Origin of the sequence: Pseudoduganella sp. R-32, assembly GCF_049913245.1 — a bacterium.
GTDB lineage: Bacteria > Pseudomonadota > Gammaproteobacteria > Burkholderiales > Burkholderiaceae_D > Rugamonas.
In genome coordinates, this window is sequence record NZ_CP183987.1 from 5,484,635 (window position 1) to 5,500,824 (window position 16,190).

Here is a 16,190-nt window from a genome sequence, read left to right on the forward strand (position 1 = left end):
TTAATTTCCCAAAAATGAAGCTTTCCAAACCCCTGCTGGCCGGCGCTGGCCTCATCGCCTTGGCAGCGGCAGTCGGCGCTGTCTATTTCAAACCAGGCACGCAACCGCGCGGCACTCCTGCGGCAGCCAGCGCTGCCGCTCCCGTCGAGGCGCATGCGCCGCTGCAGGCCGAGATGAAAGAAATCCTGGCCAATTACCGCAAGATCATCATCCTGCTGGCCGACGAACAATCGATGTCGGCGCTTGACCGCAAGGCCGCTGGCCAGGTCGGCCAGTTGCTGTTCCACGAGAACGTCGAACGCCTTGGCAAGGCGCGGCAACTGCTGGCCCAGCTGCAGCAAGCGCCATCGGCCCAACGCGATGCGGCCTACGACACCCTGCTCACATATATCGAATCCGCCTCCGACCTGTTCGACGCCGACCGCCTCGCCTTTCGCGAATTGCTGGTCGAAATGAAGGCGCAGGCCGCCGCCAACCAGACCCTGCCCGGCATCAAGCTGCACAAGCGCGTGAGCGAAGACCTGACCGCGCTGGAGGACATTGAGCGCCAGTACGACAAGGAGTTGAGCGGCATCTTCGCCCGCTTCGACCAGCGCGCCATCCTGCCCAAGCGCGAGCGCTGGGAAGACTATGTCGCACACCTGAAGCAGCTGTTCAGCCGCGACCAGATCATGAAGGACTACGGCGTGATCGTGCCGTATCCCGAAAAGCCAGGCGCCGACGAAGCGGAGAAAGAGATCTTCGGCAAATCGCTGCCGCCAAAAACCGTGGTGCTGACCTTCGACGACGGCCCGCACGCCACCTATACCGATGAAGTGGCGGCCATCCTCAAGCAGTACGGCGTGCCGGGCGTGTTCTTCCAGGTCGGCAAAAACCTCGGTGAAGTCAGCGCCCAAGGCAAGGAGGCACTGAACAAGCAGTCTGCCGCCAGCCGCCGCCTGCTCGAAGGCGGCAACGTCCTGGCCAATCACAGCTACAGCCATGCCCTGCTCTCGAAGGAAAAAGGCGAGCAGTTGTACGGCGAGATCGCCCAGGCCGACCAGTTGCTGAAGGCGGTCGACGCGCGCCGCTCGGCATTGTTCCGCTTCCCCTATGGCGCGCACAATGCCGAAGGCCTGGAATTGCTGAAGAAACTGGGCCTGCGCTCGGTGATGTGGAATATCGATTCGCTGGACTGGGCCGACCCGGTGCCGACCTCGATCGCCAACCGCGTGCTGGGCTCCCTGGAAAAGGAAAAGCGCGGCATCATCCTATTCCACGACATCCACGAGCGCACCGTCAAGACCCTGCCGCTGGTGCTGGACAAGCTGGTCGCCGACGGCTACAGCTTCGCCACCTGGGATGGCAACGACTTCACCATCGCCAAGGCCGGCAAGCCGGAACCGGACAAGGTTGCCATCAGCACCGGCTATGCCAACAGCTACGCCGTGGTCATCGGCATCAACGACTACCAGAAATGGCCCAAGCTGCAGTATGCCGTGCAGGATGCGAAGGCGATCCGCGACACCCTGGTCAGCCGCTTCGGCTTCGATGGCGCGCGCGTGTTCACCCTGACCAATGGCGATGCAACCCGCAACAACATCCTCGCGCTGTTCCATGACAAGCTGGCGGAAGCCAAGCTGAGAAAGGACGACCGCATCTTCGTCTTCTTCGCAGGCCATGGCGCAACACGCCAGCTCAGCTCCGGCCGCAGCCTGGGCTACATCATCCCGGTCGACTCCGACCCGCAGCAAGTGAGCGTGGACGCGATTCCGATGACGGATTTGCAGAACATCGCCGAAAGCCTGGATGCCAAGCACCTGCTGTTCGTGATGGATGCCTGCTACAGCGGCCTGGGCCTGACACGCGGCGGCGGCACCACCGCCTTCCTGCGCGACAATGCACGCCGCATCGGCCGCCAGATGCTGACCGCCGGCGGCGCCGACCAGATGGTGGCCGACGGCGGCCCGAACGGCCACTCGGTCTTCACCTGGACCCTGCTGCAAGCGCTGGGCGGCAAGGCCGACCTGAACGGCGACGGCATGATCACCGCCACCGAGCTGGCCGCCTACGTGGCGCCCGCCGTGTCCAGCGTATCGCAGCAGACGCCGGCCTTCGGCAGCCTGCCCGGTTCCGAAGGCGGCGAATTCGTCTTCCAGCTGCCTGCCGAAGCGGAATTCCTGAGCGAGAACAGCACCCAGCTGTCGCAGGACGCGATCGCCCTCAACAAGAAGCTCGATTCCGGCCGCAATAGCCAGGCCGAAGGCAACGCCACGGTCGTGAAAGACCTGCAGGGCGAAGAGCAGAAGCTGGCCGCGCCAAAGCCGGTCGACGCTTCCAGCCGCCAACTGGCCCAGCGCGCCAACGACCGCGGCCTGCAGCTATATAAAGAAAAGCAGTACGCGCAGGCAGAAGCAGCCTTCACCGAAGCGTTGAAATACCGCCCCGACTTCGGCCTGGCCGCCAACAACCTCGGCTTCATCTACTTCAAGCAGGAGAAATACGCGGAAGCCGCGCGCTGGTTCGAAAACACCATCCAGATCGACGCCTCCCGCGCCATCGCCTACCTGAACCTGGCAGACGCGCGCCAGCGGCAGGGCGAGCAGGAAAAGGCCAGGAAAGCCTACACCAGCTTCCTCGAGCTGGCGCCGAACCACCCGAACGCCGCCTATGCGCGCGAACAGTTGAAAAAATTGGGGTAATACATACCCGCCCGACCACAACCGGTGCGTGCATTGGGCACACCGGAAGGCGGAGCGCTGACCGCCGTAAAGGCAGTCAGCGTGAACGCGACAGTCCTGTCAGAGGCCTTCGCGCAGCATCTTCTCCATTGCCGCGCGCGAAACGTGCGGCGTGTCCTTGCCGGCTTCCACCGACCACTGGCCGCCCTTCTGCAGCACCACATACTCGACTTGCGCGCTGCCGCCTTTCGGATGCGGCACGGCCTGCTCCATGTCGAGGCCCGTGGTCGGGGTATAGGTAAAGGTGACGGTTGCCTTGCAGCGCGCGCCGTCGCAGCTCACGGCGTCGGTCTTCCAGCCGTCGACCAGGTGAACCTGTTCGTAATAGCCTTCCGTATCGTTGTGGAGGCGTCCGCCATCCAGTTCGAACTTCAGGAATTGATCGAGCGCCGCTTGCGGCGTGGCTTCCGCGGCGTGCGCGGAGATGGCGGCGCACAGCGCGGCCAGAATAGTAAGTTTTTTCATACCGGTATTATATTTTTCTGTAGAGCAATCACTCAACACGAAAATCCGACGCAAGGCTCTAAAATCCATATAATGCCTTTCATGCAAGAATCGACACTACCCGGGCGCATTCTCGGCCTCGCCAACCTCGGCTTGATGGTACTGGATGCCGACCAGCGCATCATTTTCTGGAATCAATGGCTGGCCAGCCGCTCCGGCATGGCTGCCTCCCGCGTGCAAGGACTGACCCTGGTGGAAGCTTTTCCCGAGCTGTCCGGCAAGCGCATCGAGCAGTCGCTGCACACCGCATTGGCCAACAACCTGCCATCCGTGCTGCCGCAAAACCAGGACCGCACGCCTTTCCCGCTATTTGCCGCCGGCACCTGGGGCGGCGAACGGATCGAGCAGGCTGTCAGCCTGACGCCTTTCAACGAAGGCAAGGAACGCTTTTGCCTGGTCGAAGTGGCGGACGTCAGCAACACCGTGGGCCGTGAACGCCAGCTGCGCGGCCAGGCGGAAGCCCTGCGCGCGCAATCCTATGTGGACGGCCTGACCGGCATCGCCAACCGCCGCCATTTCGACGTAGCGCTGGACCGTGAACTGCGCCGCGCGCAGCGCCAGGGCGCCAGCCTTTCGCTGCTGCTGATGGATATCGACTCCTTCAAGGCCTATAACGACCATTTCGGCCACCTGCAGGGCGACGCCTGCCTGACCATGGTGGCGGAAGCCTTTGCCTCGCGCCTGCAACGCCCGGCCGACCTGGCCGCCCGCTACGGCGGCGAGGAGTTTGCCGCCATCCTGCCCGACACCACGCCGGAGCAGGCCGCCCGGCACGCCGAAGTGATCCGCGCTTACGTGGAATCGCTGAACATGGCGCACGCGCCCAAGGCCGTGCATTCGCACGTTACCCTGAGCATTGGCGTCGCCAGCTTCGACAAGGAGCGCCTGAACGACGCCAAGTCCTTGCTGGAAGCTGCCGACCGCGCGCTCTACACCGCCAAGCGCGAAGGCCGCAACCGCGTGGTCGTCGGGCAGCCCGCCTAACCCTGGTAGAAATAGGGGTCGAGCGCGGTTACCTGCGTGATCTTGTCCACCGGCAGGTGGTTCATTTCCGCCGTCTCGCGGATCGCTTCCGGCGATGGCGCCTCGTACAGGCAGTAAGTCTTGCGCAAGTCGTCGCTCACATAGGAGTGGATCCAGGTGACGCCGCTGCGGGCATTGGTGCCGATGACGAGATCGCAGGCCTTGGCGCCGTCTGCATTGACGGGAATGTGCAAGCCTTCCGGGAAAGTGCGCTCAACAATATAGCGTGGCATGGTGGTCTCCTTGAGGGTCCGTGGTTCGCGGCCGAGCCGCCAGTCTTCACCATAGACCATCCTGCCGCACTGTCCAGTCAAGCCGCCACGGGTGTACCCCTGCGCTGCACGCCCGGCACGAGCGCCGCCTCCACTGTCCCGGCGATGAGCTCAGCAGTAGCGGCCGACATGGTCCAGCCCAGGTGGCCATGGCCGGTGTTGTAGAACACGCCAGGGCGCCTGCCCGGCCCGACGCGCGGCATCAGGTCAGGCATCATCGGGCGCAAGCCGGCCCACGGCACCACCTGGCGCGTGCAGACGCCGGGGAAGCACTGCTGCACCCAGTTCACCAGCGGCGCAATGCGGTCGGCGCGGATATCGCGGTTAAAGCCGTTGAACTCCGCCGTGCCCGCCACGCGGAAGCGGTCGGCGCCCAGGCGGCTGCTGACCAGCTTGGTGGCGTCATCCACCAGGCTGACTTTCGGCGCCGCGGCCCGGCTTTGCGCATCCTCCAGCATCACCGTGATCGAATAGCCTTTCACTGGGTAGACATTGACCCGGTCGCCCAGCATGGCGGCAAACTCGCGGCTGGCCGTGCCGGCGCAAATGACGAGGGCGTCGAAACGCATCGACTCCTGCGTTTCGTCCAGCGCGAAGGTGACGCGGGCGCCCCCTTTCCCCGCGTCCAGGCCAAGCACATCGGCGCCGCACAGCATTTGCACGCCGCGCGCTTCAGCCGCCTGCGCCAGCCCAACCGTGAACTTGTGGATGTCGCCCGTGCTATCGCTCTCGGTAAAGAAACCGCCGTAGAACTGGCCTTCGAGCGTCGGTTCGATGGCATGCATTTCCTCGGCCGTCACGGCGCGCCGCTGCAAGCCGCCCTGCGCCAGCAGCCCGGTCACCTGCGCCGCATGGTCGAAACCCGCCTTGTCGCGGTAGACATGCAGGATGCCTTCATGCCGCGCGTCGAAATCGATGCCCTCTTCGCGCGCCCAGCCAAACAAATGCTCGCGCGCTGCAATTGCGAGGCGCGTGCTGGCGATGGTATTGCTTTCATAGCGGGAAATGGCGGCAAGGAATTCGGCGAACCAGGACAGCTTGTGCCAGCCCGGCCTGGGGTTGACCAGCAGCGGCGCATCGCTGCGCAGCATCCATTTCAAGCCTTTGCCGACGGTGCTCCAGCTGTTCCACGCCTCGGCATGCGAGGCCGATAGCTGCCCCCCATTGGCGAACGAGGTCTCCATTGCCGGGTAGCGGTGGCGTTCAAACAAGGTGACCCGCAGGCCGCGGCGCGCCAGCGCATAAGCTGTCGTGACGCCGGTGACGCCGCCGCCGATCACTGCGACTGATTTCATGAACAGGCCCGCTTCTTACTGCGCCGCCACCCTTCCGTGCGAAGCGGCGCCGGTAGCGCCCAGCACACCGGCAATCAGCAATACGTACCACAGCGCACCAGTACCGCCATGCAGCGCCATCAGGGCAGTGGCATCGGCCACCAGTGCAGCAGCGCAGCCCAGCGCCAGCAACAGCAAGGCGATCGACACGGCAAACGACAGCGCGCGGAAATTGGCCACGCGCGCGCCGGTGGCGAACAACAGGTAGCCCGCCACGCTAAACAGCGGGAACATCAGCCACAGCGAAACGCCAGCGGCCAGCCCGCCTACGCCCAGCTGGGCCAGTACCAGCGCGGCTCCGGAAAACAGGCCCAGCGCCAGCAGCAGCGCTCCAACAATTGCCAAAATCATGGCTAACTCCTCAGACCAAAATATGAGAATACTAATAATCCCCATTGTAAACGCAACATGGCGGGCCGCGCCGATTTAGTACAATAGGTTTTTTCGTCCCCCACATCCAGGACTGCAATGAATCAGCTCGAACAGCTCAAGCAATACACTACCGTTGTTGCCGACACCGGCGATTTCCAGTCGATCAAGGCGTATGCGCCGCAAGACGCAACCACCAATCCATCGCTGATCCTGAAAGCGGTGCAGAAGGATGAATACAAGCCGCTGCTGGAAAAGGCAGTACGCGACAACCCGAATGCGTCTACCGGCGAGATCATCGACAAGCTGCTGATCGCCTTCGGCACCGAAATCCTGAAATTCGTTCCAGGCCGCGTTTCGACCGAAATCGACGCCGCGCTGTCCTTCGACGTGGCCGGCAACCTGGCCAAGGGCCGCGAGCTGATCGCCCTGTACGAGCAAGCCGGCATTCCACGCGAACGCGTGCTGATCAAGATCGCCTCCACCTGGGAAGGCATCCGCGCTTCCGAGCAACTGGAGAAGGAAGGCATCCGCACCAATATGACCCTGCTGTTCTCGCTGTGCCAGGCCATCGCCTGCGCCGAAGCAGGTTCCCAGCTGATTTCCCCGTTCGTCGGCCGCATCTACGACTGGTACAAGAAGTCCACCGGCATCGACTACCAGGGCGCGGAAGATCCGGGCGTGCAGTCCGTCAAGCGCATCTACAACTACTACCGCAAGTTCGGCTACAAGACCGAAGTGATGGGCGCGTCGTTCCGCAACACCAGCCAGATCCTGGAACTGGCAGGCTGCGACCTGCTGACCATTTCGCCGGACCTGCTGCAAAAGCTGGCCGACACCCAGGCCGCGGTCGAGCGCAAGCTGTCCCCGGCCGATACCGGCACCGCCGTCAAGATCTCGATGGACGAAAAGACTTTCCGCTTCATGCTGAACGAAGACGCGATGGCGACCGAAAAGCTGGCCGAAGGCATCCGCGCCTTCGTGGCCGACTCGAACAAGTTGAAGCAGATGATCTCGGCCATGCGCTGAACACGACCCGTTTCACTGCGGAAAAGGACGCTTCGGCGTCCTTTTTTGTTATTTGGGCCTATACAAAACGTTACAATTGACAGTGTTATACAATTTTCGGCGCAGTCCCCCTTCACAGAACGAGACGCCAATGAAACCTGTATTGCGCACCCTGCCGCTGGCAATTGCCCTGTCGCTGCCGCTCACGGCATGCGGCGATAAAAAAGACGCCAGCAAGGCGGCCCCGCCCCCTCCCACCGTTTCCGTCATCACCGCCGCCAGCGGCGAAGTCACCATCACCAACGAGCTGCCGGGCCGCGTCGAAGCTTCGCGCATTGCCCAGGTGCGGGCGCGCACCCCAGGCATCGTGCTGCAGCGGGTGTTCAAGGAGGGCGGCGACGTCAAGGCGGGGGAAGTCCTGTTCCGCATCGATCCCGCGCAATTCCAGGCCAATGTGGAAAGCGCCGATGCCGCCATTGCGCGCGCCGAGGCCAACCTGGCGCAAGCCGACCTGAAAGCCAAGCGCTACAAGCCGCTGCTGGCGGCGCAGGCGGTCAGCCAGCAGGAATACGACGACGCGGTTACCGCGCAAAAGCAGGCCGGCGCAGAACTGCAGTCGGCCCGCGCCGCGCGCAAGAACGCCGGGCTGACCCTGGGCTATGCCACCGTTACCGCGCCCATCTCCGGCCGCGTGGGCCGCGCCCTGGTCACCGAAGGCGCGCTGGTCGGACAGAATGAAGCGACGCCAATGGCGACCGTGCAGCAGCTGGACCCGATCTACGTCACCATTACCCAGTCTTCCGCCGAGCTGCTGCGCCTGAAGCAGGCGCTGGCCGCAGGCACGCTGAAAAGCGCCGGCAAGGACCTGGCGCGCGTTACCCTGCTGACCGAGGACGGTCAGGAATATGCGCGTCCCGGCAAGCTGCTGTTCTCCGATGTCGCAGTCGACGAATCGAGCGGCTCGGTATCGATGCGCGCCGAATTCCCGAACCCCGAACGCAACCTGCTGCCGGGCATGTACGTGCGCGCCCGCCTTGAACAAGGCGTCAACGAATCGGCCATCACGGTGCCGCAGCAGGCCGTGGTGCGCGGCGCGGAAGGCGCCTCGGTGCTGGTGGTCGGCGCCGACAACAAGGTCAGTTCGGTGCCGGTCAAGGCCGATGCCGCAGCCGGCGGCAAATGGGTGGTCAGCTCGGGCCTGAAAGGCGGCGAGCGCATCATCGTGGAAGGCTTCCAGAAGACCAAGCCAGGCGGCACCGTCAATCCGGTGCCGTGGAAAGGCCCGGCATCCGGCCCTGCACCGGCGGGCGCCGCGCCTGCCGCATCCGCCCCGGCGGCCAGGTAAAGGGGCCGCCACATGGCAAAGTTCTTCATCGACCGCCCCGTATTTGCGTGGGTGATCGCCCTCTTCATCCTGCTGGGTGGAGCGCTGGCCATCACCACGTTGCCGGTGGCGCAATATCCCACCATCGCACCGCCATCGATCGTCGTCAGCGCCACCTATCCTGGCGCAACCGCACAGGTACTGGACGACTCCGTCACCTCCGTCATCGAACAGGAGATGAATGGCGCCGACGGCCTGCAATACGTCGAGTCGCAAAGCGATTCGAGCGGTTCGGTCAGCATTACCGTCACGTTCCAGCCGGGCACCAATCCGGACCTGGCAGCGGTGGACGTACAGAACCGCATCAAGCGGGTGGAATCGCGCCTGCCGCAAGCGGTGATCCAGCAAGGCGTGCAGGTCAACAAGGCGCGCTCCAACATCCTGATGTTCGTCGGCGCCTACTCGACCGACGGCAGCATGGACCCGACTGCGATCGGCGACTACCTGGCGCGCAACGTGCTCAACGAGATCAAGCGACTGCCGGGCGTGGGCCAGGCCCAGTTGTTCGGTACCGAGCGCTCGATGCGCATCTGGGTCGATCCCGACAAGCTGACCGGCTACAAGCTCAATATGAGCGACGTCACCACCGCGATCCGCCAGCAGAATGCCAACGTGGCCGGCGGCACGGTGGGCGATCTGCCCAACACCCGTGCCCAGGCCTGGTTCGCGCCGGTGGTGGTAACGGGCCAGCTGACGTCCATCGAGGAATTCGGCAAGATCGTGCTGCGCGCCAACCGCGACGGCTCCCTGGTGCGCCTGCGCGACGTGGCCCGCATGGAGCTGGGCGGCTCCAGCTACAGCATCAGCGCGCGCCTGAACGGCCAGCCTTTCGTTGCCATCGCCGTGCAGCAGTCGCTGACCGGCAATGCACTGGCCACCGCCACCATCGTGCGCGAGAAGATGGACGAGCTGCAGAAGTACTTCCCACCGGGCCTGAAGTACACCGTGCCTTACGACACCTCGCTGTTCGTCAAGATCTCAATCGAGGAAGTGGTCAAGACCCTGCTGGAAGCGGTCGCCCTGGTGTTCCTGGTGATGTACGTGTTCCTGCAGAACTTCCGCTACACCCTGATCCCGACCATCGTGGTGCCGGTGGCGCTGATGGGCACTTTCGCCGCCATGCAGGTGTTCGGCTTCTCGATCAACGTGCTGACCATGTTCGGCATGGTGCTGGCCATCGGCATCCTGGTGGACGATGCGATCGTGGTGGTGGAAAACGTCGAGCGCATCATGAGCGAGGAAGGCCTGTCGCCGCGCGAGGCGACGCGCAAGGCCATGTCGCAAATTACCGGCGCGATCATCGGCATCACGCTGGTGCTGATCGCCGTGTTCATCCCGATGGCCTTCTTCGGCGGCGCCGTGGGGGCGATCTACCGCCAGTTCTCGCTGTCGATGGTGTCGGCCATGGTGTTCTCCGCGCTGATGGCGCTGTCGCTGACGCCGGCCCTGTGCGCGACCATGCTGAAGCCGGTCGAGGCGGGCCACCATCATGCCAAGACCGGCATCTTCGGCTGGTTCAACCGCGGCTTTGCCGTCACCGCGACCCGTTACCAGGGCTGGGTGGCGAAGATCCTGACGCGCACCGGGCGCTTCCTCCTGGTCTTCGTGGCGCTGCTGGGCATCGTGGCCTGGCTGTACGTGCGCCTGCCCTCCTCCTTCCTGCCGAACGAGGACCAGGGCTATATCATCGCCAACGTCCAGTTGCCGCCGGGCGCCTCGCGCAACCGCGCCGAGGCCGTGCTGGCCGAAGTGGATGCCTACTTCCGCGCCCAGCCGGGCGTGGCGCGCACCATTGCAGTGGCGGGCTTCAGCTTCTCCGGCAACGGGCAGAACGCCGGCCTGGTGTTCGTGCCGCTGAAAGACTGGAAAGAACGCGGTCCCGACCAGTCGGCGGAAGCGATTGCCGGCCGCTCCTTCGGCGGCCTGGCGCATATCCAGGATGCGCAGGTGTTCGCACTGAGTCCGCCGCCGATCCGTGAGCTGGGGAACGCCACCGGCATCACGGCCCGCCTGCAAGACCGCGGCGGGCTTGGCCACGAAGCCTTGCTGGCGGCGCGCAACCAGCTGCTGGAGCTGGCGGGCAAGAGCAAGATCCTGACCGGCATGCGCCCGGAAGGACTGGAAGATGCGCCGCAACTGCAGGTCGACATCGATCGCGAGAAGGCCAACGCGCTGGGCGTGTCGTTCGCCGATATCACCGCCACGCTGGGCACCGCGTTCGGCTCGTCGTATGTGAACGACTTTGCCAGCAGCGGGCGCCAGCAGCGCGTGATCGTGCAGGCCGACCAGCAACGGCGCATGCAGCCGGAGGACATCCTGCGCCTCAACGTGCGCAGCAGCACCGGCACGATGGTGCCATTTGCCTCGTTCTCCAGCACCCGCTGGGTGACCGGCCCGATCCAGCTGGTACGCTACAACGGCTATCCTGCCTACCGCCTCAGCGCCGGCGCCGCACCGGGACACTCCACCGGCGAAGCCATGGAGGAGCTGTTGCGCCTGGCCGAGCAACTGCCGCCGGGCTTCGGCATCGAATGGACCGGCCAGTCAGCCGAGGAACGCCTGTCCGGCTCGCAGGCGCCGGCGCTGTTTGCGCTGTCGATGCTGGCCGCCTTCCTGGTGCTGGCTGCGCTGTACGAATCGGAATCGATCCCGGTCGCCGTGCTGCTGGTGGTGCCGCTGGGCGTGCTCGGCGCCCTGCTCGGCGCGCATATCCGCAGCCTGCCGAACGACGTGTACTTCAAGGTGGGCCTGATTGCGATCATCGGCCTGTCCGCCAAGAACGCGATCCTGATCATCGAGTTTGCCAAGGACCTGCAGGCGCAGGGCAAGGGCCTGATCGAGGCGACACTGGAGGCAGTGCACCTGCGCTTCCGCCCGATCATCATGACCTCCCTGGCCTTCATCCTCGGCGTGCTGCCGCTGGTGATTGCCTCCGGCGCCGGTTCGGCTTCACAGCGCGCCATCGGTACCGGCGTGATGGGCGGCATGATCACTGCCACCGTGCTGGCGGTGTTCCTGGTGCCTGTGTTCTTTGTGGTCGTGCGCCGCATCTTCAAGGGCAGCGAACGCCAGCGCCGCCTTGCCGCGCATGAACTGGATCTTCCGGAGTCGAAGCAATGATGAAGCCCATCCCTTCCGCCCAACCGGCCTTCCGCGCGCTTGCCGCTGCCCTGCTACTGGCTGGCGCCGTGTCCGGCTGCTCGATGGCCCCAACCTACCAGCGTCCAGCGGCACCGGTCGCTGACGCTTTCCCCGCCGTGCCGCCTGCCGCGGGCGCTGCCGGCAGCGAAGCATCCACCGGCGCAACGCAATCCGCCGTCGAAACCGGCTGGCGCAGCTTCTTCCCTGATGGCCGCCTTCAGCAATTGATCGCGGCAGCCCTGGAGAACAACCGCGACCTGCGCATCGCCGCCCTGCGCATCGAAGAAGCGCGCGGCGCTTACCGAATCCAGCGCGCCGACCGCCTTCCGACGCTGAACGCCACGCTCAGCGAATCGCGTGGCCGTACGCCCGGCTTCGCCAACGCCAGCGGCCAGCCCCAGATCGGCGAACGCTATGACGCCGGTCTCGGCATCTCCGCCTTCGAACTGGACTTCTTCGGGCGCGTCAAAAGCCTGAGCGATTCCGCTCTCGCCACCTACCTGGCCACCGAAGAAGCCAAACAGGCCGCCCAAATCAGCCTGGTCGCCGAAGTGGCCAAAGCCTACTACACCGAGCGCGCCTTCGCCCAACAGCAAGCGCTGGCCGAAAGCACCTACGACGCCCGCAAGCGCACCTTCGACCTGACGAAGCAGCGTGTGGAAGGCGGCGCTTCGTCGCGTCTCGACCTGCGCTCCAACGAGCAGCAGATGGAAACCGCGCGCGCCTCGGCCCTGGCCCTGGCCCGCCAGCGCGCGCAAGCGGCCAACGCGCTGGCACTGCTGGTCGGTCGGGCACTGCCAGGCGGCAGTGGGCAAGGCAGTGCACAAGGCAGCGCGGCGCCGATGCCGGCCACGCTGGAGGCGATGAGCGACGCAGAGGCCGACGCCATGTCTAGCCTCACTGCGGGCTTGCCTTCCGACCTGCTCGCCAACCGCCCCGACATCCGCGCCGCCGAGCAGCGCCTGAAGGCCGCCAACGCCAACATTGGCGCCGCCCGCGCCGCCTTCTTTCCACGCATCTCGCTGACCACTTCGATCGGCAGCGCCAGCCGCGATTTCAGCGGCCTGTTCGACAGCGGCAGCAATACGTGGAGCTTCGCCCCGCAGCTGGTGCTGCCGATCTTCGACACCGGCCGCAACCTGGCCAACCTCGACGTCAGCCACGCCCGCAAGAATATCGCCGTCGCCGATTACGAGAAGACCATCCAGCAAGCCTTCCGCGAAGTCGCCGACGCCCTGGCCGCCCGCACCTACCTCGGCGAGCAGGTCGCTGCCCAGCGCGCGGTGCAGGACGCCCAGGCCGAACGCCTGCGTCTATTACAATTACGCTTTGAAAACGGGGTCGCCAGCTCGCTCGACGTGCTGGACGCCCAACGCGAATTGTTCACCGCGGAGCAGGCCCTGGTCCAGGCACGCCTGCTGCGCACAAGCAGCGCCATCGACTTGTACCGGGCGCTTGGAGGAGGCTTGAAGTAGTGGATTCACCGATCAGTATCCGTCTTGGCCAGCGCGCCCGCCAGCGCATCGAGCGCGAAGGCTTGCAGGCCGCCGACATCGCCATCATCCCCGCCGCCGCGGGCGGCCCAAAAGGCCTGATCCTGAACGGCATCGACCAGTGGATGTTCGGCGAATGGCTGAAACAGGCGCCGCGCCAGCGCCGCCTGATCGGCGCCTCGATCGGCGCCTGGCGCATGGCAGCCGGCGCCTTCCACGACCCGGTGGCCGCGCACAAGCGACTGGCCCACCACTACACCCACCAGACCTACCCGGACAAGGTAGATGCCGCCTATGTCAGCCGCGTCATCCGCAGCCTGCTCGATAGCGTGCTTGATGGCCGCGGCGGGGAAATGCTCACCAATCCCGACTACCTGCTGTCGGTGATCACGGTACGCGGCATCGGCCCGCTGGCCCGCACGCGCGGGGTCCGCTGGCGCGAAATGGCAGGCTTCCTGCGTGCTGCTGCCGGCAATGCGCTCTCACGCAGCCGCCTGGCCGGCGCGATGGAACGGGTGGTCTTCCACGATACCCGCGACGATGCAACCTGGCTGCGCGCCAGCTTCGACGCTTTCGCCTCGCATTACGTCGGCCTGTCGGAACAGAACCTGCGTTCCGCCCTGCTGGCCTCCGGCTCGATCCCGCTGGTTCTGCAGGCGGTCAGCGACATTCAAGGCGCACCGCCGGGCGACTATTGGGACGGCGGCCTGATCGACTACCACCTGCACCTGCCCTACCAGCGCGACCAGGGCCTGGTGCTGTACCCGCACTTCACCGACCACATCGTGCCGGGCTGGCTCGATAAATCGATGCCCTGGCGCCGCGCCCGCGATAGCGCGCTTGAGAATGTGATCCTGGTCTCGCCGTCGCCATCCTTCGTGGCGCGCCTGCCCAACCGCAAACTGCCCGACCGCACGGACTTCAAGCACTACGGCCAGGACCATGCCGCCCGTATCCGCGACTGGACCTACGCCATCGGCGAAAGCCAGCGCATGGCCGACGCGCTGGCGCAGTGGGCTGAGAAGCCCGACCTGCGTTTAGCCCAGCAGTTCTAATCCTCTGCTTCCTGTTGCAGCCTTGCAACGGGATATCTACCACGCAACTATTAGGTGCATACTAGTGCCCTAACCTACTGGAGGTTTGTATGCAATTCCTGTCCCAGCTCCGCATCGGGCCCCGCCTCGCGGCGGGCTTCGGCATCGTCCTGCTGCTGTCGGCCATCGGCACCAGCTATGCCCTGTACCACTCCAACGATACCGCCAACGCCACGCGTGCCATGATGGAGCGCCCGCTGGCCAAGGAGCGCATCGTATCGGACTGGTATGTGCTGATCTATTCGGCCATCGCGCGCACGCAATTGATCGCGCGCAGCAGCGATGCCGAACTGTCGACCACCTTCGCTACCGTGATTGCCGACAGCGCCAAGCGCGGCGCCGAGCTGCTGAAGTCCGTCGAAGGCCTGCTGGAGACGGACGATGAACGCAAGATCTACCAGGACGCGGTCGCCATCCGCAACAAATACCAGGACGCGAAGAACCAGGTGATGAACGCCAAGAAGGCCGGCGATGCGGCAGAGGGCGAACGCCTGTACCGCGAAGTCTTCGAGCCTGCCGCCAAGGCCTACCAGGAAAAGGTCAATGAACTGCTGGCGCAGCAACGCAAGTCCATCGACGCCACGGCCGCCAGGATCAACGAAGCCAACGCCCGCAGCACTCGCCTGATGCTAACCCTCGGCATCTTGCTGCTGGCCTTTGGCGCCTGGGCCGCCTGGGTCATCTCGCGCAGCATCACCGTGCCGCTGAACTCCGCCCTCGGCATCGCCAACACCGTGGCCGAAGGTGACTTGACCACGCACTTCGAAGAGCAGACTGCACGCGATGAAATCGGCGACCTGATGAAAGCCCTGCGCGGCATGAACGACGCGCTGCGCCGCGTGGTGAGCCAGGTGCAGACCGGCACCACTGCCATCGCCACCGCCTCCAGCGAAATCGCCGAAGGCAACCTTGACCTCTCCTCGCGCACCGAACAGCAAGCCAGCTCGCTGGAAGAAACGGCGTCCTCGATGGAAGAATTGACCTCCACCGTGCGCCAGAATGCCGACAACGCCAACCAGGCCAACCAGCTGGCGCAGGCCGCTTCCGACGTCGCAGCACGCGGCGGCGAGATCGTCGGCCAGGTGGTGGAAACCATGGGCTCCATCGACGCCTCCTCGCGCAAGATTGTCGACATCATCGGCACTATCGACGGCATCGCCTTCCAGACCAATATCCTGGCGCTGAATGCCGCCGTGGAAGCGGCACGCGCCGGGGAGCAAGGCCGCGGCTTCGCGGTCGTCGCGTCCGAAGTCCGCAACCTGGCACAACGCTCAGCCGCTGCAGCCAAAGAAATCAAGGAGCTGATCGACAACTCCGTGGTGCAAGTGAATGCCGGCACCTCGCTGGTGCAGCAGGCCGGTACCACCATGGGCGAAGTGGTGACCAGCGTCCGCCGTGTGACCGACATCATGGGCGAGATCACCTCGGCCAGCCGCGAGCAAAGCGTCGGCATCGATGAAGTGAACCAGGCCATCGGCCAGATGGACCAGGTGACGCAGCAGAACGCCGCCCTGGTGGAAGAAGCCGCCGCCGCTGCCGCCAGCATGCAGGAACAGGCCGCCCAGCTCGCGCAAGTCGCCGCCTCCTTCCGCCTCGGAACGGAAGCAGTGGCGCGCTGGAGCGCCCAGCCCCGCCGTGTCGCAGGCGACAGCAGCGTTGTCGCGGTAGAAGCTGCGCCTGCAAAACGATTGGTGGCGCCGGATGCCCGCACCAAGCCGCGTGCCGCGGCGCGTGCGACGACTGACGACTCGGCGCCCGCGGATCGCAGCAGCGAGCGCCGCACGAAAACCGAACGGCGTGCCCCCGTCGCGAGCAATGACGAATGGGAAGAATTCTGAGCGGCGCCCC

12 protein-coding genes are annotated in these 16,190 nt (G+C 65.0%); 8 read left to right on the forward strand and 4 right to left on the reverse strand.

The features are described 5' to 3' along the window. The first annotated feature begins 14 nt into the window (after window positions 1-14). Window positions 15-2,681 carry a polysaccharide deacetylase family protein gene (locus ACN9MU_RS25025; protein WP_426336272.1) on the forward strand — a complete coding sequence of 889 codons (2,667 nt, stop codon included), beginning with the start codon at window positions 15-17 and terminating at the stop codon, window positions 2,679-2,681. Between the two features lie 99 nt (window positions 2,682-2,780). Here the strand turns inward: ACN9MU_RS25025 and ACN9MU_RS25030 are convergent, their stop codons facing one another. Further along, a complete protein-coding gene (locus tag ACN9MU_RS25030; protein WP_426343598.1) occupies window positions 2,781-3,185 on the reverse strand; it encodes a hypothetical protein in 405 nt (134 codons plus the stop codon). Between the two features lie 81 nt (window positions 3,186-3,266). Here ACN9MU_RS25030 and ACN9MU_RS25035 point away from each other — a divergent pair, with 81 nt between their 5' ends. Continuing rightward, a complete protein-coding gene (locus tag ACN9MU_RS25035) occupies window positions 3,267-4,208 on the forward strand; it encodes a diguanylate cyclase domain-containing protein (protein ID WP_426163653.1) in 942 nt (313 codons plus the stop codon). Here ACN9MU_RS25035 and ACN9MU_RS25040 read toward each other — a convergent pair. From ACN9MU_RS25040 to ACN9MU_RS25050, 3 genes are all read right to left on the reverse strand, one after another. Beyond that, the gene (locus tag ACN9MU_RS25040; protein ID WP_426163655.1) at window positions 4,205-4,480 is read right to left on the reverse strand and encodes a DUF4242 domain-containing protein; all 276 of its coding nucleotides are present in this window, start codon (window positions 4,478-4,480) and stop codon (window positions 4,205-4,207) included. The two genes, ACN9MU_RS25035 and ACN9MU_RS25040, sit on opposite strands and share 4 nt — an antisense overlap. A gap of 77 nt (window positions 4,481-4,557) precedes the next feature. Beyond that, window positions 4,558-5,814 carry a D-amino acid dehydrogenase gene (locus ACN9MU_RS25045; protein ID WP_426163657.1) on the reverse strand — a complete coding sequence of 419 codons (1,257 nt, stop codon included), beginning with the start codon at window positions 5,812-5,814 and terminating at the stop codon, window positions 4,558-4,560. 15 nt (window positions 5,815-5,829) lie between these two features. Continuing rightward, window positions 5,830-6,204, reverse strand: a complete 375-nt coding sequence (locus tag ACN9MU_RS25050) for a hypothetical protein (protein WP_426163659.1) — start codon at window positions 6,202-6,204, stop codon at window positions 5,830-5,832. Between the two features lie 117 nt (window positions 6,205-6,321). On the opposite strand from ACN9MU_RS25050, the gene tal reads away from it, so the two are divergent. From tal to ACN9MU_RS25080, 6 genes are all read left to right on the forward strand, one after another. Next, window positions 6,322-7,251 carry a transaldolase gene (tal, locus tag ACN9MU_RS25055; RefSeq protein ID WP_426163661.1) on the forward strand — a complete coding sequence of 310 codons (930 nt, stop codon included), beginning with the start codon at window positions 6,322-6,324 and terminating at the stop codon, window positions 7,249-7,251. 130 nt (window positions 7,252-7,381) lie between these two features. Beyond that, window positions 7,382-8,575: an efflux RND transporter periplasmic adaptor subunit gene (locus ACN9MU_RS25060; RefSeq protein WP_426343599.1), complete on the forward strand. Its 1,194-nt coding sequence runs from the start codon at window positions 7,382-7,384 to the stop codon at window positions 8,573-8,575. A gap of 12 nt (window positions 8,576-8,587) precedes the next feature. After that, window positions 8,588-11,734 carry an efflux RND transporter permease subunit gene (locus ACN9MU_RS25065; RefSeq protein WP_426163665.1) on the forward strand — a complete coding sequence of 1,049 codons (3,147 nt, stop codon included), beginning with the start codon at window positions 8,588-8,590 and terminating at the stop codon, window positions 11,732-11,734. Then, window positions 11,731-13,230, forward strand: coding sequence for an efflux transporter outer membrane subunit (locus ACN9MU_RS25070; protein ID WP_426343600.1), 1,500 nt, complete (start codon window positions 11,731-11,733; stop codon window positions 13,228-13,230). The genes ACN9MU_RS25065 and ACN9MU_RS25070 overlap by 4 nt, the downstream gene beginning before the upstream one ends. Then, complete coding sequence (locus ACN9MU_RS25075; protein WP_426163669.1) at window positions 13,230-14,303, forward strand: patatin-like phospholipase family protein; 1,074 nt, start codon at window positions 13,230-13,232, stop codon at window positions 14,301-14,303. The genes ACN9MU_RS25070 and ACN9MU_RS25075 overlap by 1 nt, the downstream gene beginning before the upstream one ends. Window positions 14,304-14,392: 89 nt before the next feature. After that, window positions 14,393-16,180: a methyl-accepting chemotaxis protein gene (locus ACN9MU_RS25080; protein ID WP_426343601.1), complete on the forward strand. Its 1,788-nt coding sequence runs from the start codon at window positions 14,393-14,395 to the stop codon at window positions 16,178-16,180. Window positions 16,181-16,190 lie beyond the last annotated feature (10 nt).